11 protein-coding genes are annotated in these 15,002 nt (G+C 40.0%); 4 read left to right on the forward strand and 7 right to left on the reverse strand.

Annotation, left to right across the window (positions count from 1 at the left end):
• Nucleotides 1–262: 262 nt before the first annotated feature.
• From AC559H_RS19590 to pilM, 4 genes are all read right to left on the reverse strand, one after another.
• On the reverse strand, nt 263–2,593 hold the full coding sequence (locus AC559H_RS19590; RefSeq protein ID WP_051319560.1) for a secretin GspD/PilQ domain-containing protein: 2,331 nt from the start codon (nt 2,591–2,593) through the stop codon (nt 263–265).
• Nucleotides 2,594–2,671: 78 nt separating this feature from the next.
• Nucleotides 2,672–3,472 (reverse strand): hypothetical protein, encoded by an 801-nt coding sequence (locus AC559H_RS19595; RefSeq protein WP_026795203.1) that lies wholly within the window; start codon nt 3,470–3,472, stop codon nt 2,672–2,674.
• Entirely contained in the window at nt 3,469–4,305 is an 837-nt protein-coding gene (locus tag AC559H_RS19600) for a PilN domain-containing protein (protein WP_026795202.1), read from the reverse strand. Before AC559H_RS19600 ends, AC559H_RS19595 begins: the two co-directional genes overlap by 4 nt.
• 44 nt (nt 4,306–4,349) lie before the next feature.
• Nucleotides 4,350–5,441, reverse strand: coding sequence for a type IV pilus biogenesis protein PilM (gene pilM, locus AC559H_RS19605; RefSeq protein WP_026795201.1), 1,092 nt, complete (start codon nt 5,439–5,441; stop codon nt 4,350–4,352).
• Between the two features lie 184 nt (nt 5,442–5,625).
• Between pilM and AC559H_RS19610 the strand changes: the two genes are divergently transcribed.
• Together AC559H_RS19610 and AC559H_RS19615 are read left to right on the forward strand one after the other, a co-directional pair.
• Entirely contained in the window at nt 5,626–6,933 is a 1,308-nt protein-coding gene (locus tag AC559H_RS19610; RefSeq protein ID WP_026795200.1) for an ABC transporter substrate-binding protein, read from the forward strand.
• Between the two features lie 95 nt (nt 6,934–7,028).
• Nucleotides 7,029–7,913: a PhzF family phenazine biosynthesis protein gene (locus AC559H_RS19615; RefSeq protein WP_026795199.1), complete on the forward strand. Its 885-nt coding sequence runs from the start codon at nt 7,029–7,031 to the stop codon at nt 7,911–7,913.
• 2 nt (nt 7,914–7,915) lie between these two features.
• On the opposite strand, the gene AC559H_RS19620 is transcribed toward AC559H_RS19615, so the two are convergent.
• The gene (locus tag AC559H_RS19620; protein ID WP_026795198.1) at nt 7,916–8,338 is read right to left on the reverse strand and encodes a hypothetical protein; all 423 of its coding nucleotides are present in this window, start codon (nt 8,336–8,338) and stop codon (nt 7,916–7,918) included.
• A gap of 67 nt (nt 8,339–8,405) precedes the next feature.
• Here AC559H_RS19620 and petN point away from each other — a divergent pair, with 67 nt between their 5' ends.
• Complete coding sequence (gene petN / locus AC559H_RS19625) at nt 8,406–8,495, forward strand: cytochrome b6-f complex subunit PetN (protein ID WP_071782645.1); 90 nt, start codon at nt 8,406–8,408, stop codon at nt 8,493–8,495.
• A 68-nt stretch (nt 8,496–8,563) separates the two neighbouring features.
• Here the strand turns inward: petN and AC559H_RS19630 are convergent, their stop codons facing one another.
• A complete protein-coding gene (locus AC559H_RS19630; RefSeq protein WP_036832114.1) occupies nt 8,564–9,364 on the reverse strand; it encodes a Uma2 family endonuclease in 801 nt (266 codons plus the stop codon).
• A 119-nt stretch (nt 9,365–9,483) separates the two neighbouring features.
• Here AC559H_RS19630 and AC559H_RS19635 point away from each other — a divergent pair, with 119 nt between their 5' ends.
• The gene (locus tag AC559H_RS19635; protein WP_026795197.1) at nt 9,484–13,251 is read left to right on the forward strand and encodes a hypothetical protein; all 3,768 of its coding nucleotides are present in this window, start codon (nt 9,484–9,486) and stop codon (nt 13,249–13,251) included.
• A gap of 29 nt (nt 13,252–13,280) precedes the next feature.
• Here AC559H_RS19635 and AC559H_RS19640 read toward each other — a convergent pair whose 3' ends face one another.
• Nucleotides 13,281–14,930 (reverse strand): Ppx/GppA phosphatase family protein, encoded by a 1,650-nt coding sequence (locus tag AC559H_RS19640; protein ID WP_026798575.1) that lies wholly within the window; start codon nt 14,928–14,930, stop codon nt 13,281–13,283.
• Between the last annotated feature and the right edge of the window lie 72 nt (nt 14,931–15,002).

The following is a 15,002-nucleotide window of genomic DNA, read 5'->3' on the forward strand; positions in this document are numbered from 1 at the left end:
AAGAGCGAAGTGACTGATCTATGTCAACTTAAAGCAAGCAGTAAGCTATAAATTTGAGTCGAAACTGGGTTTTACCCCCCCTAGCCCCCCCTTGGTAATGGGGGGAACTGGATTCAGAGTCTCCCTTGATAATGGGGGAACTGGATTCTACCCCCTTGGTAATGGGGGGGAACTGGATTCTACCCCCTTGGTAATGGGGGAACTGGGTTCTACCCCCATTGGTAAGGGGGGCAGGGGGGGTAAAAAGGGCTATGTTACTAATTTACCGTCTTTGCATCATCCGTAAGGCATCGGGACTAGCGTTATATTCATAACCGTAGGGAGCGCGATCGCTGTCATCCAAAATTTGAGGCGTGACTAACACAATCACTTCCGCCCTTGTATTTTGCTTATTGGTTCTGCGGAACAAGGAACCCACAATGGGTAAATCCCCTAATAATGGGATTTTGCTAACGGTAGCTCGTTCATTTTCCTGAATAATTCCCGATAAAATCAGGGTTTGGCCATCGCGCAAACGGATTAAACCTGATTCGACAGTCCGGCTGAGAATCTGACGGGCAAAATCACCACCGCCAGCATTAACTTGATCTCCGGGGGCACTGACAGTGGGGTTAATTCGCAGAGAAACAAAGCCGTTATCATCAATCCGTTCGACGTTAACATCCAGGGTTAAACCAACATTTTGAAAGGTAAAGTTTTTGTTGTCCCTGGTGCCGGAAACCGTGTCTGTAAAGGTTGTTGTAACTGATTTAACAATTTCTTCAACTAAGGCTACTTTGGCGGTTTCACCCTCCTGAACTACTAAGGTCGGATCGGTGAGAATCTTAGCATTGCCACTAATAATTTGAGCCGTTAAAGTTGATAAGAACTTGCGGGGATATTGGAAGAAGGGAAAAATACTATTCGTAACTGAACCTAAAGCCGTCACCGCTCCAGTTGCTAAATCTCTGGTGTAGGGTTGGTATGCAGAAATCCCGACTTGACCTGGACGAGAGGTTACAGGGGCAATCGGGTCTAAACCAACGCCTCCTCCGGGTGCTGTTAAAGGAGTTGTAGACAATGCGTTAGGATTATAAAAAGGCGCCTCACCAGAAAGGGGATTCGGAATAATCGGTCGCGCATTAATCCCACTGGTTGCGGTTGCCTGATTCGGGGGATTATACCCACCAAAATTAACCGAAGCCGCACCGCCATCATTGACAAAGAAGGTATCGTTAACTCCAAAGGAGAAACTACTACTGGCGGCTTCTTCTCCACTTAAATTGACGTCAACAACTTTAACGTTAACAGCCACCTGACGCTGACGTAAATCCATCTGGGTCAACATCGCCACGGCGGTTTCTACTAGGTGTGGCGGGCCAACTAGGGTGATAGAATTTAGTCGGTCATCGGTAGAGATGGATAATCCTTTCAGCACTAGGGGACTGCCAGATTCTTTGGCCGATAATTCTGTAATTGTTGGTGTTCTAGTCTCAACATATCTGGAATTAATCCCGGTTCCCACCTGCTCAATCCGAACTTGATCGACCTGAATTTGAGTTGCTGCTCCCTGACTACTCAAAAAACCTGCCGCACTTTTGGCTGGAACCTGATTTAGTCTCAGGCTACGAACGACAATATCATTGGCAGTAGTGGGCAGTTTAACCCCGACAAAAATAGTATTCCCGACACGATTTGCTTGTAATCCACTTAAACGCAAAACATAGTTAAAAACATCCTCAACAGACTCATTTTCAATGTCTAAGGATATTTTTCGCCCTAGGATTTGGTTTTGTTCCTTCTCGTCATTGGGCGCTCTAAACTCACCATTGGAGTCATCTTTGATTAAATTACTGATTGCTAAATTCAGTCCAGCAGTTCTGGCTAATAATGCTAAAACATCACTAACCGGGGCATCTCGCAACACTAAACGGGGAATCCGTTGAGTGGTATTGAGGCGAATGGCGGGGACTCCGGCATTAACATTAGAAACGGCTATATCTCCCAAGGGTGGAGCGACGGCCCGGGGGAGGAAAGGAGGCGCCGCATCGGAAGGGCGAATCCCACTCTGGGGAACATTGCGGCCATCAATAGTAATTTGAGGATCGGGAACTAATACGGGTTGAGGGCTTCTGGCTGGGGGTGCTGGGGGTGCTGGGGGTGGTGCTGGGGGGTTAGGTACTTGATTAGGGACTTGGGCAACAGCACCCGCAGATGCACCCATACTAATCACAATCCCTTCGTTAGACCCTTGCATAATCCGGGCTTCGGGGGAACCATTCACCCCACTCACAATTACCCGCACACTGGTAGAATCCAGTTGGGTAACTACCACCGAGGCAATACCAGGGATAGGATTATTTTGTTGAAAGTTTTGTTTTTGGGCTGGAAGTTGGGTATTAATAATGTCGGCAACAAAATCATTACCCCGTCTAACCACAAAAACTTCTGGTCTTTCTCCACTTTTAGTGACTAATACTAAAGCCACTTCCCCATTCATTTCCACCAGTCGTACATCCTGGACTTGAGTTTGTGCAAATGCCGGGGTTTGTGCCACAATTGCGATCGCAGCACCAGTTAAAATTCCTGTACCAATTCTTTGAAAATGTTTCACGTTTGCTCCTCAACACAATATCTAAATTTCGGGGTCAATATCCTGCTACCTTACAACAACTTAGATCAGAAGTTACAATTATTTAGGAGGTTCGGCAGCAGCAGCTTCAGCCGCAGGAGCCTTAACTTCTTTTTGACTCAAAGGGAGTAACACCTGTAACTCAAAAGTGCTTTTTAGCTGTCGTTGAGGTTGATTAGGAGAAGGAACAAATTTGCCTTGTCGATATTCTCCCTCAATCACTGAAGTTTGATCTCCCAATTGGGATTTTAAGCTTCTGACTACTAATAAAGGTTGTAATCTTTCTAAAGCCACTAAAAACTGGCGAGTTTGATCAAAACTGCCTGTAAACTCGATTTCATATCTCCGTCTTCTCAGTTTACCATTAACTTCTGACCCCAAGGTACTATCATTAACAATCTCGTCCTTGTCTTCTGGTTTTGCTGGCGGAGCAGGCGGAATGGGTTTAAACTGGGTAAGTTTGGCTAGTTTGCCATTATCAATAACCCCGGCATTAATTTTATTAATCTGTTCATTAATATCAAATAACAGGGTTTCTAAACTAGCATCATCGGCAAATAAACCCGTGACGGTAGAGCGACGAATTTTAGCTGCTGCTAATTCTTTCTGAGCCTGATCTCGTTCGCGCAAACGCTGATCTTGTTTCTCAATTTCGTCTTGTTTAGTTTTAATATCCTCCCGCAGTGTTTGTCCTAGGGTTAAGGTAGGAAGCACTAATTTATAAATTAAGAAACCTGCTAATAGCGCACCAACGACACCAGCAGAAATCCCCATAATTTTTGGCGTTAAGGCAATACCAAATATAACGGGCCCACCGCCTTCGCCCTCAACGTCTTGAATAAATTCATTAGCTACGGTCATTGTTTAATTACTCCTTTTTCTTGAAGGGTTTTAATCCGATTAACTAATCCCAAAGCTCCTTTATTTTGAAGTTCAGGTAACAACTCCGAAGCCGTGGCTCGACTGAGGTTGGTTTCAATTGTATATTTGACCACAGATTGTAACTGGGGTTTAAGATTACCTGCATCCGTACTAGCTGGTTTAGTTACGAGTTGAGTCTGATTTTCTTCTACTTTAGCCGAAATCAATTTGGTTTTTTCCCCATTAAAGAAGGGAGACTGATTCAGTAATAATACAAAATCATTAATTTGGGTGTATGTGTTAGCCACTCCTGAAATTTCTAATTTAGCCGTTTCTGGTTCCGGTGGAGGAGGCGGGGGAGGGGCTTCGCCAGCGGCGGGGGCGGCAGCGGCGGGGGCGGCAGCGGCGACAGGGGTAATTACTGGCTCCGTTTGTTTAATATCAATAATTCTCACCCCGGCGACTTGCATCAGTTGGCCTAATTCTAGGGTGAGGGCTGACCAGGGTTTAATCTGATTAAACACCGTGGCTAAAGCATCCGCTTCTTGATTGGCTTGCTTGGTTTCGGCATTAATTTTATCTAAGGCTTGCACGTCTGCTGTTTTTTTGCCTAATGTAGCAACGAGGGCATCGAGTTCTTTTTGTAAATCGGCATTTTGTCGATCAAAAATAAACCAAGCTCCCCCAATTATGGCATTTAGGGCTAAAGCTGCCCCTAAACCGATTAAAATTGGAGTCTGGTCAATAGTCTGGGTGGGACTAACCTGTCGTCGGACTTCCCTTTCTAATAGATCGGGTCGATCATTTAAAAAGTTGATTTCTAAGTTTTGCATAATCAGTTGAGGTGTTGATGGTTTACTGCTTATTGATAAAAAATTTAGCTCATCCGCATTCCTAAACCTAATGCCACTCCTAAACCAGCACGTTGTTCTAGGGGAATTTCCCGCTCAAAAGCAAGCGAGAGGGATTCAATCGGGTCAATTTGGGTGGCAGGCATGGCTAACCGTTGCATGAAAAACTCATCGAGTTGTCCAATCGCGGCTCCTGGGCCAGTTAAAAACAATTGTGCCATTTCTAACCCCTCACTTTGATTAATATAAAAATCAACGGAGCGACGCAGTTCATCGGCTAATTCAGCAAAAACCTTAATAATGGCATTTGTTCCCGGATTAGGATCGTTTAATGCTCCCATTGTATCAGTCACCGGAAGGGTCATGGCCTGTAGTTCGCTGACATCCCTGGTCGGAGGTAAATTCATCGCACTATTTAAGGCGGTTTGAACTTGCAACAGGCCAATGGGAATTGTCCGGTTAAATTGGGGTATCCCATCGACAACAATCGCTAATTCTGTACTATCAAATTGAATATCAGCAATAATCGCGGCTTCCGTGGGGGAAAACTGCTCTAATTGGTGTCTAAGGGTACGAATTAGAGAAAAACTACTTACCTCTAATACCGTAACTTTTAAACCCGCTTGAGCAAAGGTTTCGACATAGGTATCAGTAACTTCTTTACGAGCTGCTACTAATAAAACTTGTTTTTTTTCGATCCCATCCTCATCCACAAATCGGCCTAATTTTTGATAATCTACATCTCCTTCTTCTCTGGGAAAAGGAAGATATAATCCCGCTTCGGCGTTCATATAGTCTTTGAGTTCGTCGTCATTAAGTTCGGCTGGAACTGGGATAATCCTAGTTACTGCTTCTCGTCCGGGGATAGATGTGCCAACGGTTTTGGCTTTGATATTGTTATCAGCAATCATTGACTGAATTAACTCGGCCATGGCTGAAATATCCACAATTTGGCCATCTTGAACAATGCCCTCTGGAACAGAAACCGTTGCCAAGGTGACTAATTTTAATTGCTGACCTTTTTTCTTGATTTCGACTAGATTAATTCGTTCGGTGGCTAACTCAATGCCAATTCCGGGCTTGCGCTTGGAAAACAGTCCCTTTAATAAACTAACCATATTTTTAGTTTTAGCGATCGATAGGGGTAAACAGGTACAATTATTTTTCCTATGTTACTCCGTTTGTTTGGTAATACCTGGGATTTTTTTATTGTGGAAGCAACCACAAAGACACGAAGACACGAAGGAAGATATAGGATATAGTCTAACAAAATTTATCCTGTTTAGTTAATTTCTCAATAAAATGAAACAATTAAAATCTTGGAAACGGTTTGGTTTGTTATTGGTTTTAGGTTTATTTTTGAGTTGGGGTGTCAGTTGTTCCAATTCTTCCCCAACTTCTCAAAATGGCAAGCAGGAAGTTGAGTTTTGGACTATGCAACTGCAACCGCAATTTACTGATTATTTTAATCAATTAATCGCTAATTTTGAAGCCGAAAATCCAGAAATTAAGGTGAAGTGGGTTGATATTCCTTGGTCAGCAATGGAAAGTAAGGTTCTGGCGGCGGTGGCGGCTAAAACTGCGGCGGATGTAATTAACTTAAATCCTGATTTTGCGGCATTATTAGCGGGACGCAATGCTTGGTTAAATCTGAATGAAATGGTTCCTGAAACTGTCCAAGCTCAATATTTACCGAATATTTGGCAAGCTAATAAAATTGATATTTGTCCGAATAATAAATGTGAAACTATCACCTTTGGTATTCCTTGGTATTTAACCACTCAAATTACAATTTCTAATCAACAATTGCTCCAACAAGCGGGAATAAGTCAACCTCCTAAAACCTATACGGAATTAGCACAAGTCGCAGAAAAAGTCAAGGAAAAAACTGGAAAATATGCGTTTTTTGTCTCTTTTGTTCCTGAAGATTCAGCCCAGGTTTTACAATCTTTAGTCCAAATGGGAGCGGTATTACTTGATAAAAATGGTCAAGCTGCTTTCAATACTCCGGAAGGGAAAGCCGCCTTTGAATATTGGGTTAATTTATATCAAAAAGACCTGCTTCCGAAAGAGGTTTTAACCCAAGGACATCGCCGCGCTATTGAATTATATCAAGCGGGAGAAATAGCATTATTAGCATCAGGGCCACAATTTTTAAAAGCTATTAGTCAAAACGCCCCCACGGTAGCTAAAGTTTCTGTTCCCGCCCCTCAAATTACTGGAGATACTAGGAAAACTACGGTGGCGGTAATGAATTTAGTTATGCCCAAATCAACGAATGTTCCTGAACAATCTTTAAAGTTTGCTTTGTTTGTAACTAATAGTACCAATCAACTGGCATTTGCGAAAGAGGCTAATGTTTTACCTTCTATTCAGGATGCTCTTAAAGATAGTCATTTTACCACACTTCCTGCTAATTCAACGGTAGCAGATCAAGCCCGTTTAATTAGTGCACAAGAACTCAAAAATGCTCAGGTTTTGATTCCCCCTAAAAAAGATATTAAACAGTTGCAAAAAATTATTTATGATAATCTACAAGCTGCAATGTTGAATCAAAAAACTGTTGATCAAGCGATCGCAGATGCGGAAAAAAGTTGGAATGAAAGATAATCAGTGATCAACTGTAGGGGCGAGGTTTTCTCGCCCATCCCCGTTAACAGTAAAAAAAATTAAGATTAAACTTTGTAACAAAAATGATAGATTCTATAAAATTCTCCATTGTTGATGTTTTTGCCGAAACCAAATATACTGGAAATCAATTAGCGGTAATTTGGGGTGACGGAGTTGAGTCGTTATCCGATGAAGAAATGCTCAAAATTGCCCAAGAAATGAACTATTCAGAAACCACATTTATTTGTGATTCTGAACCGGATAATGGCGGTTATCCCGTGCGAATTTTTACCCCTAAACGGGAATTACCTTTTGCGGGTCATCCTACCTTGGGAACTGCTTATATAATTTCTGAGGAAATAATTAAAACTGATGTTATTCAGGTGATTTTAAATTTAGCTGTGGGTCAAATTCCGGTGAATTGGAAACCTGAAGAATCAGGAAAAAAAATACTCTGGATGCGACAAAATTCTCCCGAATTTACTCATATTTATGATCATAAACTATTAGCACCTGTTCTTAATTTAGAACTCTCTGATTTTGATCCTGATTATCCGATTCAAGAGGTTTCTACGGGGATTCCGTTTATTATTGTACCCTTAAAAACTCAATCTGCATTAAGAAAAGCTAAGGTTAATTTGGAATATTATACTGAGTTAATTAAAAGAACAATGGCTAAGGAAATTTTTATATTTTGTCCTGAAACCCATCATCCCGAAAATCAGTTATGTGCTAGAATGTTCGCACCCGCTTTAGGAATTACGGAAGATCCAGCCACCGGAAGTGCTAATGGTTGTTTGGCCGGGTATTTGTCACATTATCGTTACTTTGGTTCCGATCAAGTTAATATTAAAGTAGAACAAGGATATGAAATTGATCGTCCTTCTTTACTATTGTTAAAAGCTGAAAAAATAGGAGATTTAATTCAAGTGGAAGTCGGGGGAAATGTGATTAAAGTTGCAGAGGGAATTTTGGTTTAAGATTAATTAAAAGGTTTAACCCAAGCTTTTTGTAAGGCTATATCTAAAATCAATCCGGCTATTCCAAATAATAATAAACTTTCTCCCCCAAACCGGGCTATTTGTTCGAGGGAGGTTGGGGTATTAAGTTGAATTTCCATTCCCGCGAGGGCGCGTACCAGTCCAAAGGCAAAAATCCCCCCCAATTTTAACTGGGGATTATCGTCCCGGCGAATAATATAGCGATAGGTGACTCCAAATAAAAACCCGCTAAACCCAGCTAGGGGGGTCGAAAATAGAAAATTAACGGGGGCGTCCCAAAGCCACAGGTTGACACCACTCAGGACAAGATGGCTGAGTCCTACAGAGAAACCTGCCAGAAGACCGCCCTTTAGGGATTCTAACCGTTCGGTAGCCGTAAAATTTGAGGAGGAGTTAGGGTTCATGCGATCGCGTCATTTCAAGTTATGATCTAGGGTAGAGTTATTTTGCAACGTTTTTTTATACATCACTATGGATATTGTGTCATTGGGCTGGGTTTCGCTGTTAGTGCTATTTACGTTTTCAATTTCAATGGTTGTTTGGGCGCGTAACGGATTCTAACAAAGATTGCGGTCTCAAACCCACAAAAACCCGTAGAGACGTGCCACGGCGCGTCTCTATTTTAATTATTAGGGCAAATCGCCATATTGTTCTCGATAACGCTGCAATATAGCTTCTAATTGTTCAACTTTTTGTCGTTCTTGTTCTGTCCTTAAACGTTCTTGTTCTGTCCTTAAACGTTCCTGTTCTGTCCTTAAACGTTCTTGTTCTATTTGTTCTGTGGGTGTGGGTATCCAGTTCTGATTTTGATCATACCAACGTAACCAACATCCGGTAATTTCTTGATAACATCCTTGCCATAATCCTAAACCTAATTCTAATTCCGGCATCCAAATTCGGGAGTCTGAAACTGTTAATTCATGATAACGACTAGCACTATTTTGAAACACCCGCAGTTGATTCGTATAGCGGCTAAAAACCACATAATAAGGAATGCGTAAAACCTGTTCATAGACTTCCCATTTCGTCGGAGGTTGATTAATTTCCCGTAGGGTTTGACCTAAATCTTCCGCTTCTGTTCCTGGGGATAATAATTCAACAATCACAAACGGGTTTACTCCTTCTTGCCAAGTTACATAACTTAATCGTAAATCCCGTTGTTCATACAACCGAGAAACCCCAATTACGGCAAACCAATCGGGACGTTTATACCAGTTAAAATGGCGAGGGTCGTAATACAAATTCAGGTCACTAGCAACAAAAACCGAGTCGGGGGAATAACTCGGGGGACGGAAAGTTATTCTCAATAATTCGGGTTGTAAATCATGAAATTCGTCTGGCAAACCGGGTTCCTCCGGGTCTTCACTTTTCAGGTCGTACATCGTCGGTAGGACTTCTTTCGGGGAACGTGGGGGATTAGTTTGGTACATAGCAGACCGAATCAATACCTATAGTTTAGTATATCATAATAGATAGTTTAAAATACAAAAATAGCTTAAATTAAAGTCTACCCGGTTTTCTTTCCCATACCCTACACCCGGTTTTGCCCATGTCTAAACCTTTAATTCGCATTTTAATTCAGGCGGATAGCACCAATCCCAGGTTATTAGAGGGGTTAGAAGTTTGGTTGAATTTGGGTTTATTATCCGATGCACAAATTCGTCAAATTGGTGAACTTTATTTGAGTGACCCTCTACCCAAAAAGACGGTTACTTCGGGAAATAATCAACGGGTTTTGGCAGAAAAAACAACTCCAAATCTTGTTGTTTCTAAATCCCCTCAACCTGCTTTTCAATTGCCTAATTTTGCCACTGATTTAGTCGAATCATTAAAAGCTGAGTTGAGTGTTCGCTGGCTATTGTTTTTAGGCTTATTTTTAGTTATTATTTCCTCTGGAGTTTTGGCTGCAAGTCAGTGGGAAAAATTTCCCGCCACTGGACAATATTTAATTTTATTTGCCTATACTTTTGCTTTTTGGGGGGCGAGTTTATGGGGAAGTCAACAGTCCCGTTTACCTGTAACTTCCGAAGCCTTAAAATTAGTCACTTTATTATTAATTCCTCTGAATTTTTGGGCAATGGATGGGTTAAAGTTGTGGTCAGATTCCTTGGGTTTATTAACCATTGCTATTGCTGCCCTAGCCCTAACTATTTTAACCGTAACTTTATATCGAAATCAAGGACAATTCCAACGCCGTTCTCTATTCAATCATTTAGGATTAAGTTATTTAAACTGGGGATGGCAAATTCCCGGTTTTCCCGTAATTGCGATTTATTTGGGCATCATGATTACGGTATTTTTAACCATTGTCAACCCTCCCCCGACTTCTTCTACTTCTAGCCCAAGAATTGATTTTAAAATTGTTGTTATTTATCTTTTAACTCTGCTTTTCGGTCGGGCGATTTTTGTCGTCAATGTTGATATTAGTCAACTGGGATTAGCTTTGGGAATTTTTGCCGGATTTCTCTATATTTCTTCCTCATTAATTTTACATCGTTCTAGCTATTTTATTTTATTATTCGGTTGGTTAGTAACTGTTTATATCCAACCTTGGCAGGCATTTTTAGTTAGTGGAATTGGTATCGGGATTTTCAGTCACCATTTATTAAAATATTGGCGAGAGCGAGATTTGGCGGCAATATTTGGTTTTGGGTTATCAATGGTGGCTTTAGTCGGTCGTTTAATTCCGCCAGAATTAAGGAAAACTGCCATTAATGTAGGGGTAGAAATATCCAGTTCTCAGGATTCTCCTTGGGCATTACTGAGTTTAACATGGTTTCCCTATTTGATTTTTATGGTGATTGTAACGGATTGGATTTATCACCGTCCACAACGAAAGGTAGCCCATTTTGGAGATTTTCTGAGTTTACTATTTGCTACGTTTTTAACCTGTTTGTCTCTATCAAATCCGGCATTGCGATCGCTAAATCTATTAGCTTCAACTATTACTTTAGCAGTTGTTATCAGTCGTCGTCAACCCCTAAAACCTATCGTCGTTTTGGCAACCCATATTTTAGGGTTAGTCACCTTTGCTAATCTGGTTTACTGGCAATTTCCTAACTTAGCCCTAGACGATTGGGCAATTATTTTATTAATCTTAATGGTAGGTGAATTTCTATTATTTACGGTCAATAGTCCGGGGGCAAATATTATCCGTAAAGATGCCTTAGACCTGGGAATATTATTATCAGGAATCAGTTATATTTTATTTTTGACTAACTTTGAATTTTCCACGCCCCATTCCTCGATAATGGCTTGGTTAATCACACCCCTAGGATTAACTTATGTGGCTACACAAACCAGAGAATCTCAACAAAAAAAAGCGGTTATTATTAGTATAATAGCCTGTGGTTTAGTTCAGGTTTTAAACCTATTCAATCCTCAAATTAATTTATGGAGTTTAGGCTTAACAACAGTATTTATGGTTGTTAATACTCAAATCATTAAAACCCTATTTTCATCGGTTTTTACCGTAGGTTTAGGATTAGCTTTTTTATTCCTATCGGTCAAGGATTTAGTTACAGTGGAAGGATGGTTAATATTTTTAAGTTTAACTATCGCAGGATTATGGGTATTACGTTTTATGTTATTCCGTTACGGTGTGACTGAATCCAATATTGTTAGACTTTATCAACGAGCATTTGATGGTTGGGCTATTACTTTGTTAGGATTTGAACTATCAATTATAACCCTTAATTCATTTGGGGTTTTATTGTATAAAATCCCCAGAGATTTTACCCTAATTTCTACCCTAATTATTTTAATTGCAGCCCTAAGTTTTCGAGGATTAGATTGGAAAAACCCTCGGAAAATAGCTAGGTCTGGATTCTCTGCTTGGATATTATATAGTTTAGCTTGGGCCATAGAATTACTTGTTATTGAAATATTGATTTCTAGCAATCAATCTTTAGTTAGTTTCGCCGTTGCTAATATTATTTTAGGACTAACGACCCAACTATTCGGGGATTGGTGGCAACGTCATTATCAAATTGAAAAATTGCCTAATCCTTGGCAAATTATTCCAATTATTTATGGGATTTTAGCTATTATTTTTAGAGTTCAAACCTCCGCTAACTGGACGGGATTAATCTCTTTAGCATTCGCATTAATTTTAATTGGGATTGGCAGAAGAAATATTGAAGCTAAACCTCTAGTTTATTTAGGACTGATGGGGATTTCTGTTTCTACCTATGAAATATTATTCTATCAAATTCATACCCAACCTTTAACAGAACAATGGATTGCTTTTGCCACATTAGGAACTAGCTTAATGTATGGCTACCGAATTCTTAGTCCTTGGTTAATAGCTTATTTACGGATTCCTGAACCTGAGATTACAATTATTGCCCATCTACATTGGTTTATCAGTAGTATATTATTAGGTTTAGTGATTTCAAATCCTATTAACTCCCAACTTCTCTTAACGATTGGAACCAGTTTATTGTTAATTCGTTATGCTCTATTTCAAGGTCGCCATAATTCAGATTTAGACACAGCAGAAACTTGGATTTATGTTGGTTTGATACAAATAACAGGTTTAGTCATCTATTTACAAAATTTACTAGATATAAGCGACTTTTTGATTCCCTGGTCAGGGTCATTAGTCTCAATTCTCTCCTATTTCTTTTATATTCTTCCTTGGAATGTCTGGGGATGGCCAGTTAGACCTTGGAAAAGAGTAGCAATTATTCTCCCCGTAATTACCCTTATCGTTTCCCATTCTATTCTGCAACCAGAACAACAGTTGACTTGGTATTTTTCAGTAGTCTTTGGAACTCTATTTTATATTATTTTAGCAAAATTTACCCAAAATATTCGGTTAACTTACCTAAGTTTAATCTTAATTAGTTTTACCTTTTATGATTGGCTAGGCTCAATAGATGATATATTTATTTTTACTCTCCCGATATCCTGCTCATTGCTCTATTTTTCCCAAGTTGAACCGAGTTTAAAATTAGAACAAAATCGAGATTTACGCCATGGATTAAGGGTCTTAGGAACGGCTATTTTATCTGGAACTTCCCTGGCGACCTCTGAAGGAACCGGAGTTGTACCCGGAATTTTAAATTTAATCATAATTTTTGTCGGATTAGGATTAAGAATTAGAGCTTTTCTCTATATTGGAACCGCAATATTTTTAATTAATATTGTGAATCAACTGATTATTCTTAATTCCGTTTATTCCTTTATCAAGTGGATAATTGTGTTTATTTTAGGGGTGATTTTAATCTGGATTGCCGCTAATTTTGAAACCCGTCGAGAACAGTTAATCACCCTTTGGAATAACTGGGTAGCAGAATTACAAACCTGGGAATAAGAATAGTAGAGACGTTGTATACAACGTCTTTACTGGGGGAATGTGGGGTTTGAATGATTGCTAGATTCTAATTTAGCTACTAATTTTAATCCATAGTTGATTTCAAAGGCTTCTTTTTTTAAGTTCAAGCTCCACAATTCTAATGCACAATCATCGTTAGCATAGGTTGGTTTTAACTTCAAATGAAATTCCCGCGTCATGGGTTTATATTCACAAACCACCTGAGAAATAGCCCCAATCATGCGTCGGTCTAAGGCGACTGACAACCTTAATAAAGGATGCAATTGGTCAATTACTTGTCGAAACCTTCGAGGTAGATTTTGATAGGCTTCATGTTTCTTTTTAGCACTACTCTTACGATGGTATCGGGCTAAATTTGCGATCGCATCAATTTCGGTTTCCGTAAATCCTAATAACTCCCCATAGCGAATTAAATAATAGGAATGTTTATGGTGGGCGGAATGACTAATATATAATCCACAATTATGCAGAATACTCGCCGCCCATAATAACTCCCGTTCTGCTAATCCCCAATTATGTAATAATCCTTTAGTCTGATCAAATAAACTTAAAGCAAAAGTAGCAACCCGTTGACTATGTTCTAAATCAACTTGATATTTTTGAGCAATTTTCAGTACACTTCTTTCTCTAACAGAACTGCCATAATGGAGACGATCATCAATTAACCCATGGGTTAACATCCAGTCTACCACTAACCCCTCCCTCAGACTCCGTTCACAGACTTTTAAAGACTGAATATTTAACAAGGTCATGGCTTCTTGTAAAATCAAAGCTCCGGCGACAATAATCTCCGCCCGACGGTCAGCCATACCCGGTATTTGTAATCTTTCTGGATAGGATAATTTGCGAATTCTATTGACAAATTCCTGTAATTCTTCTAAAGTTAATTCATAGCCACCTAAACGAGTCGGGTCTATGCCTGATTTTTCTCTGGCTTTAATTCCTACTAAGGTTTCAATGGTTCCAGAAGTTCCGACTAAACGAGGAATTTCACCCGGTTGTAAATGGGAAAATAATTCATCCACAACCCGTTCTAATGTGCCTCGAATATAGGCTTGTAAATATAAAAATTCTGTGCGACTAATCGGATCACTATGGACAAAATCCTTGCTTAATCGAACAGCACCGACTTTTGTACTACTTAAAAATCGAGGTTCCCAACCATCACCTAAAATTAGTTCCGTAGAACCGCCACCAATATCAATAATAATATGGGGTTGATTATTTAATTCCATCGCCGACAGCACCCCTAAATAGATGCGTCGGGCTTCTTCTTGACCAGAAATTAAACTAATTTCTAAGTTCAGTTCATCGGCGACTCGGCTAATAAATTCTCGACCATTGGGCGCTTCTCTAACTGCACTGGTAGCTACCGCCACAATTTGTTCAGCGTTAAAGGTTTTAGCCACACCTTGAAACCGTTTTAAACAAGCAATAGCTCGTTCCATTACATCCGGTTTGAGATTGCCTTTTTCCTCACAATCTCCCAAACGAATAGTTTCTTTTTCCCGGGCAATAATCGTAAATGTCGGCAGTTGGGGTTGAACTTTCACCACAACCATGTGTAAAGAATTCGTGCCTAAATCAATGGCAGCTAGGATTCGATCTCGGTCGTCTGTGGGTTCAGATTCTCTCACCAAAGGCATTGATGTGACCATAATCAGTCTCTAAAAAGCTACTGCTTTTAATTTTAGACTGTGGGCGGATCTATGTTACAAAATATTGTAAAG

The organism is Planktothrix prolifica NIVA-CYA 540, assembly GCF_963864145.1.
In the GTDB taxonomy this organism is placed as follows: domain Bacteria; phylum Cyanobacteriota; class Cyanobacteriia; order Cyanobacteriales; family Microcoleaceae; genus Planktothrix; species Planktothrix agardhii.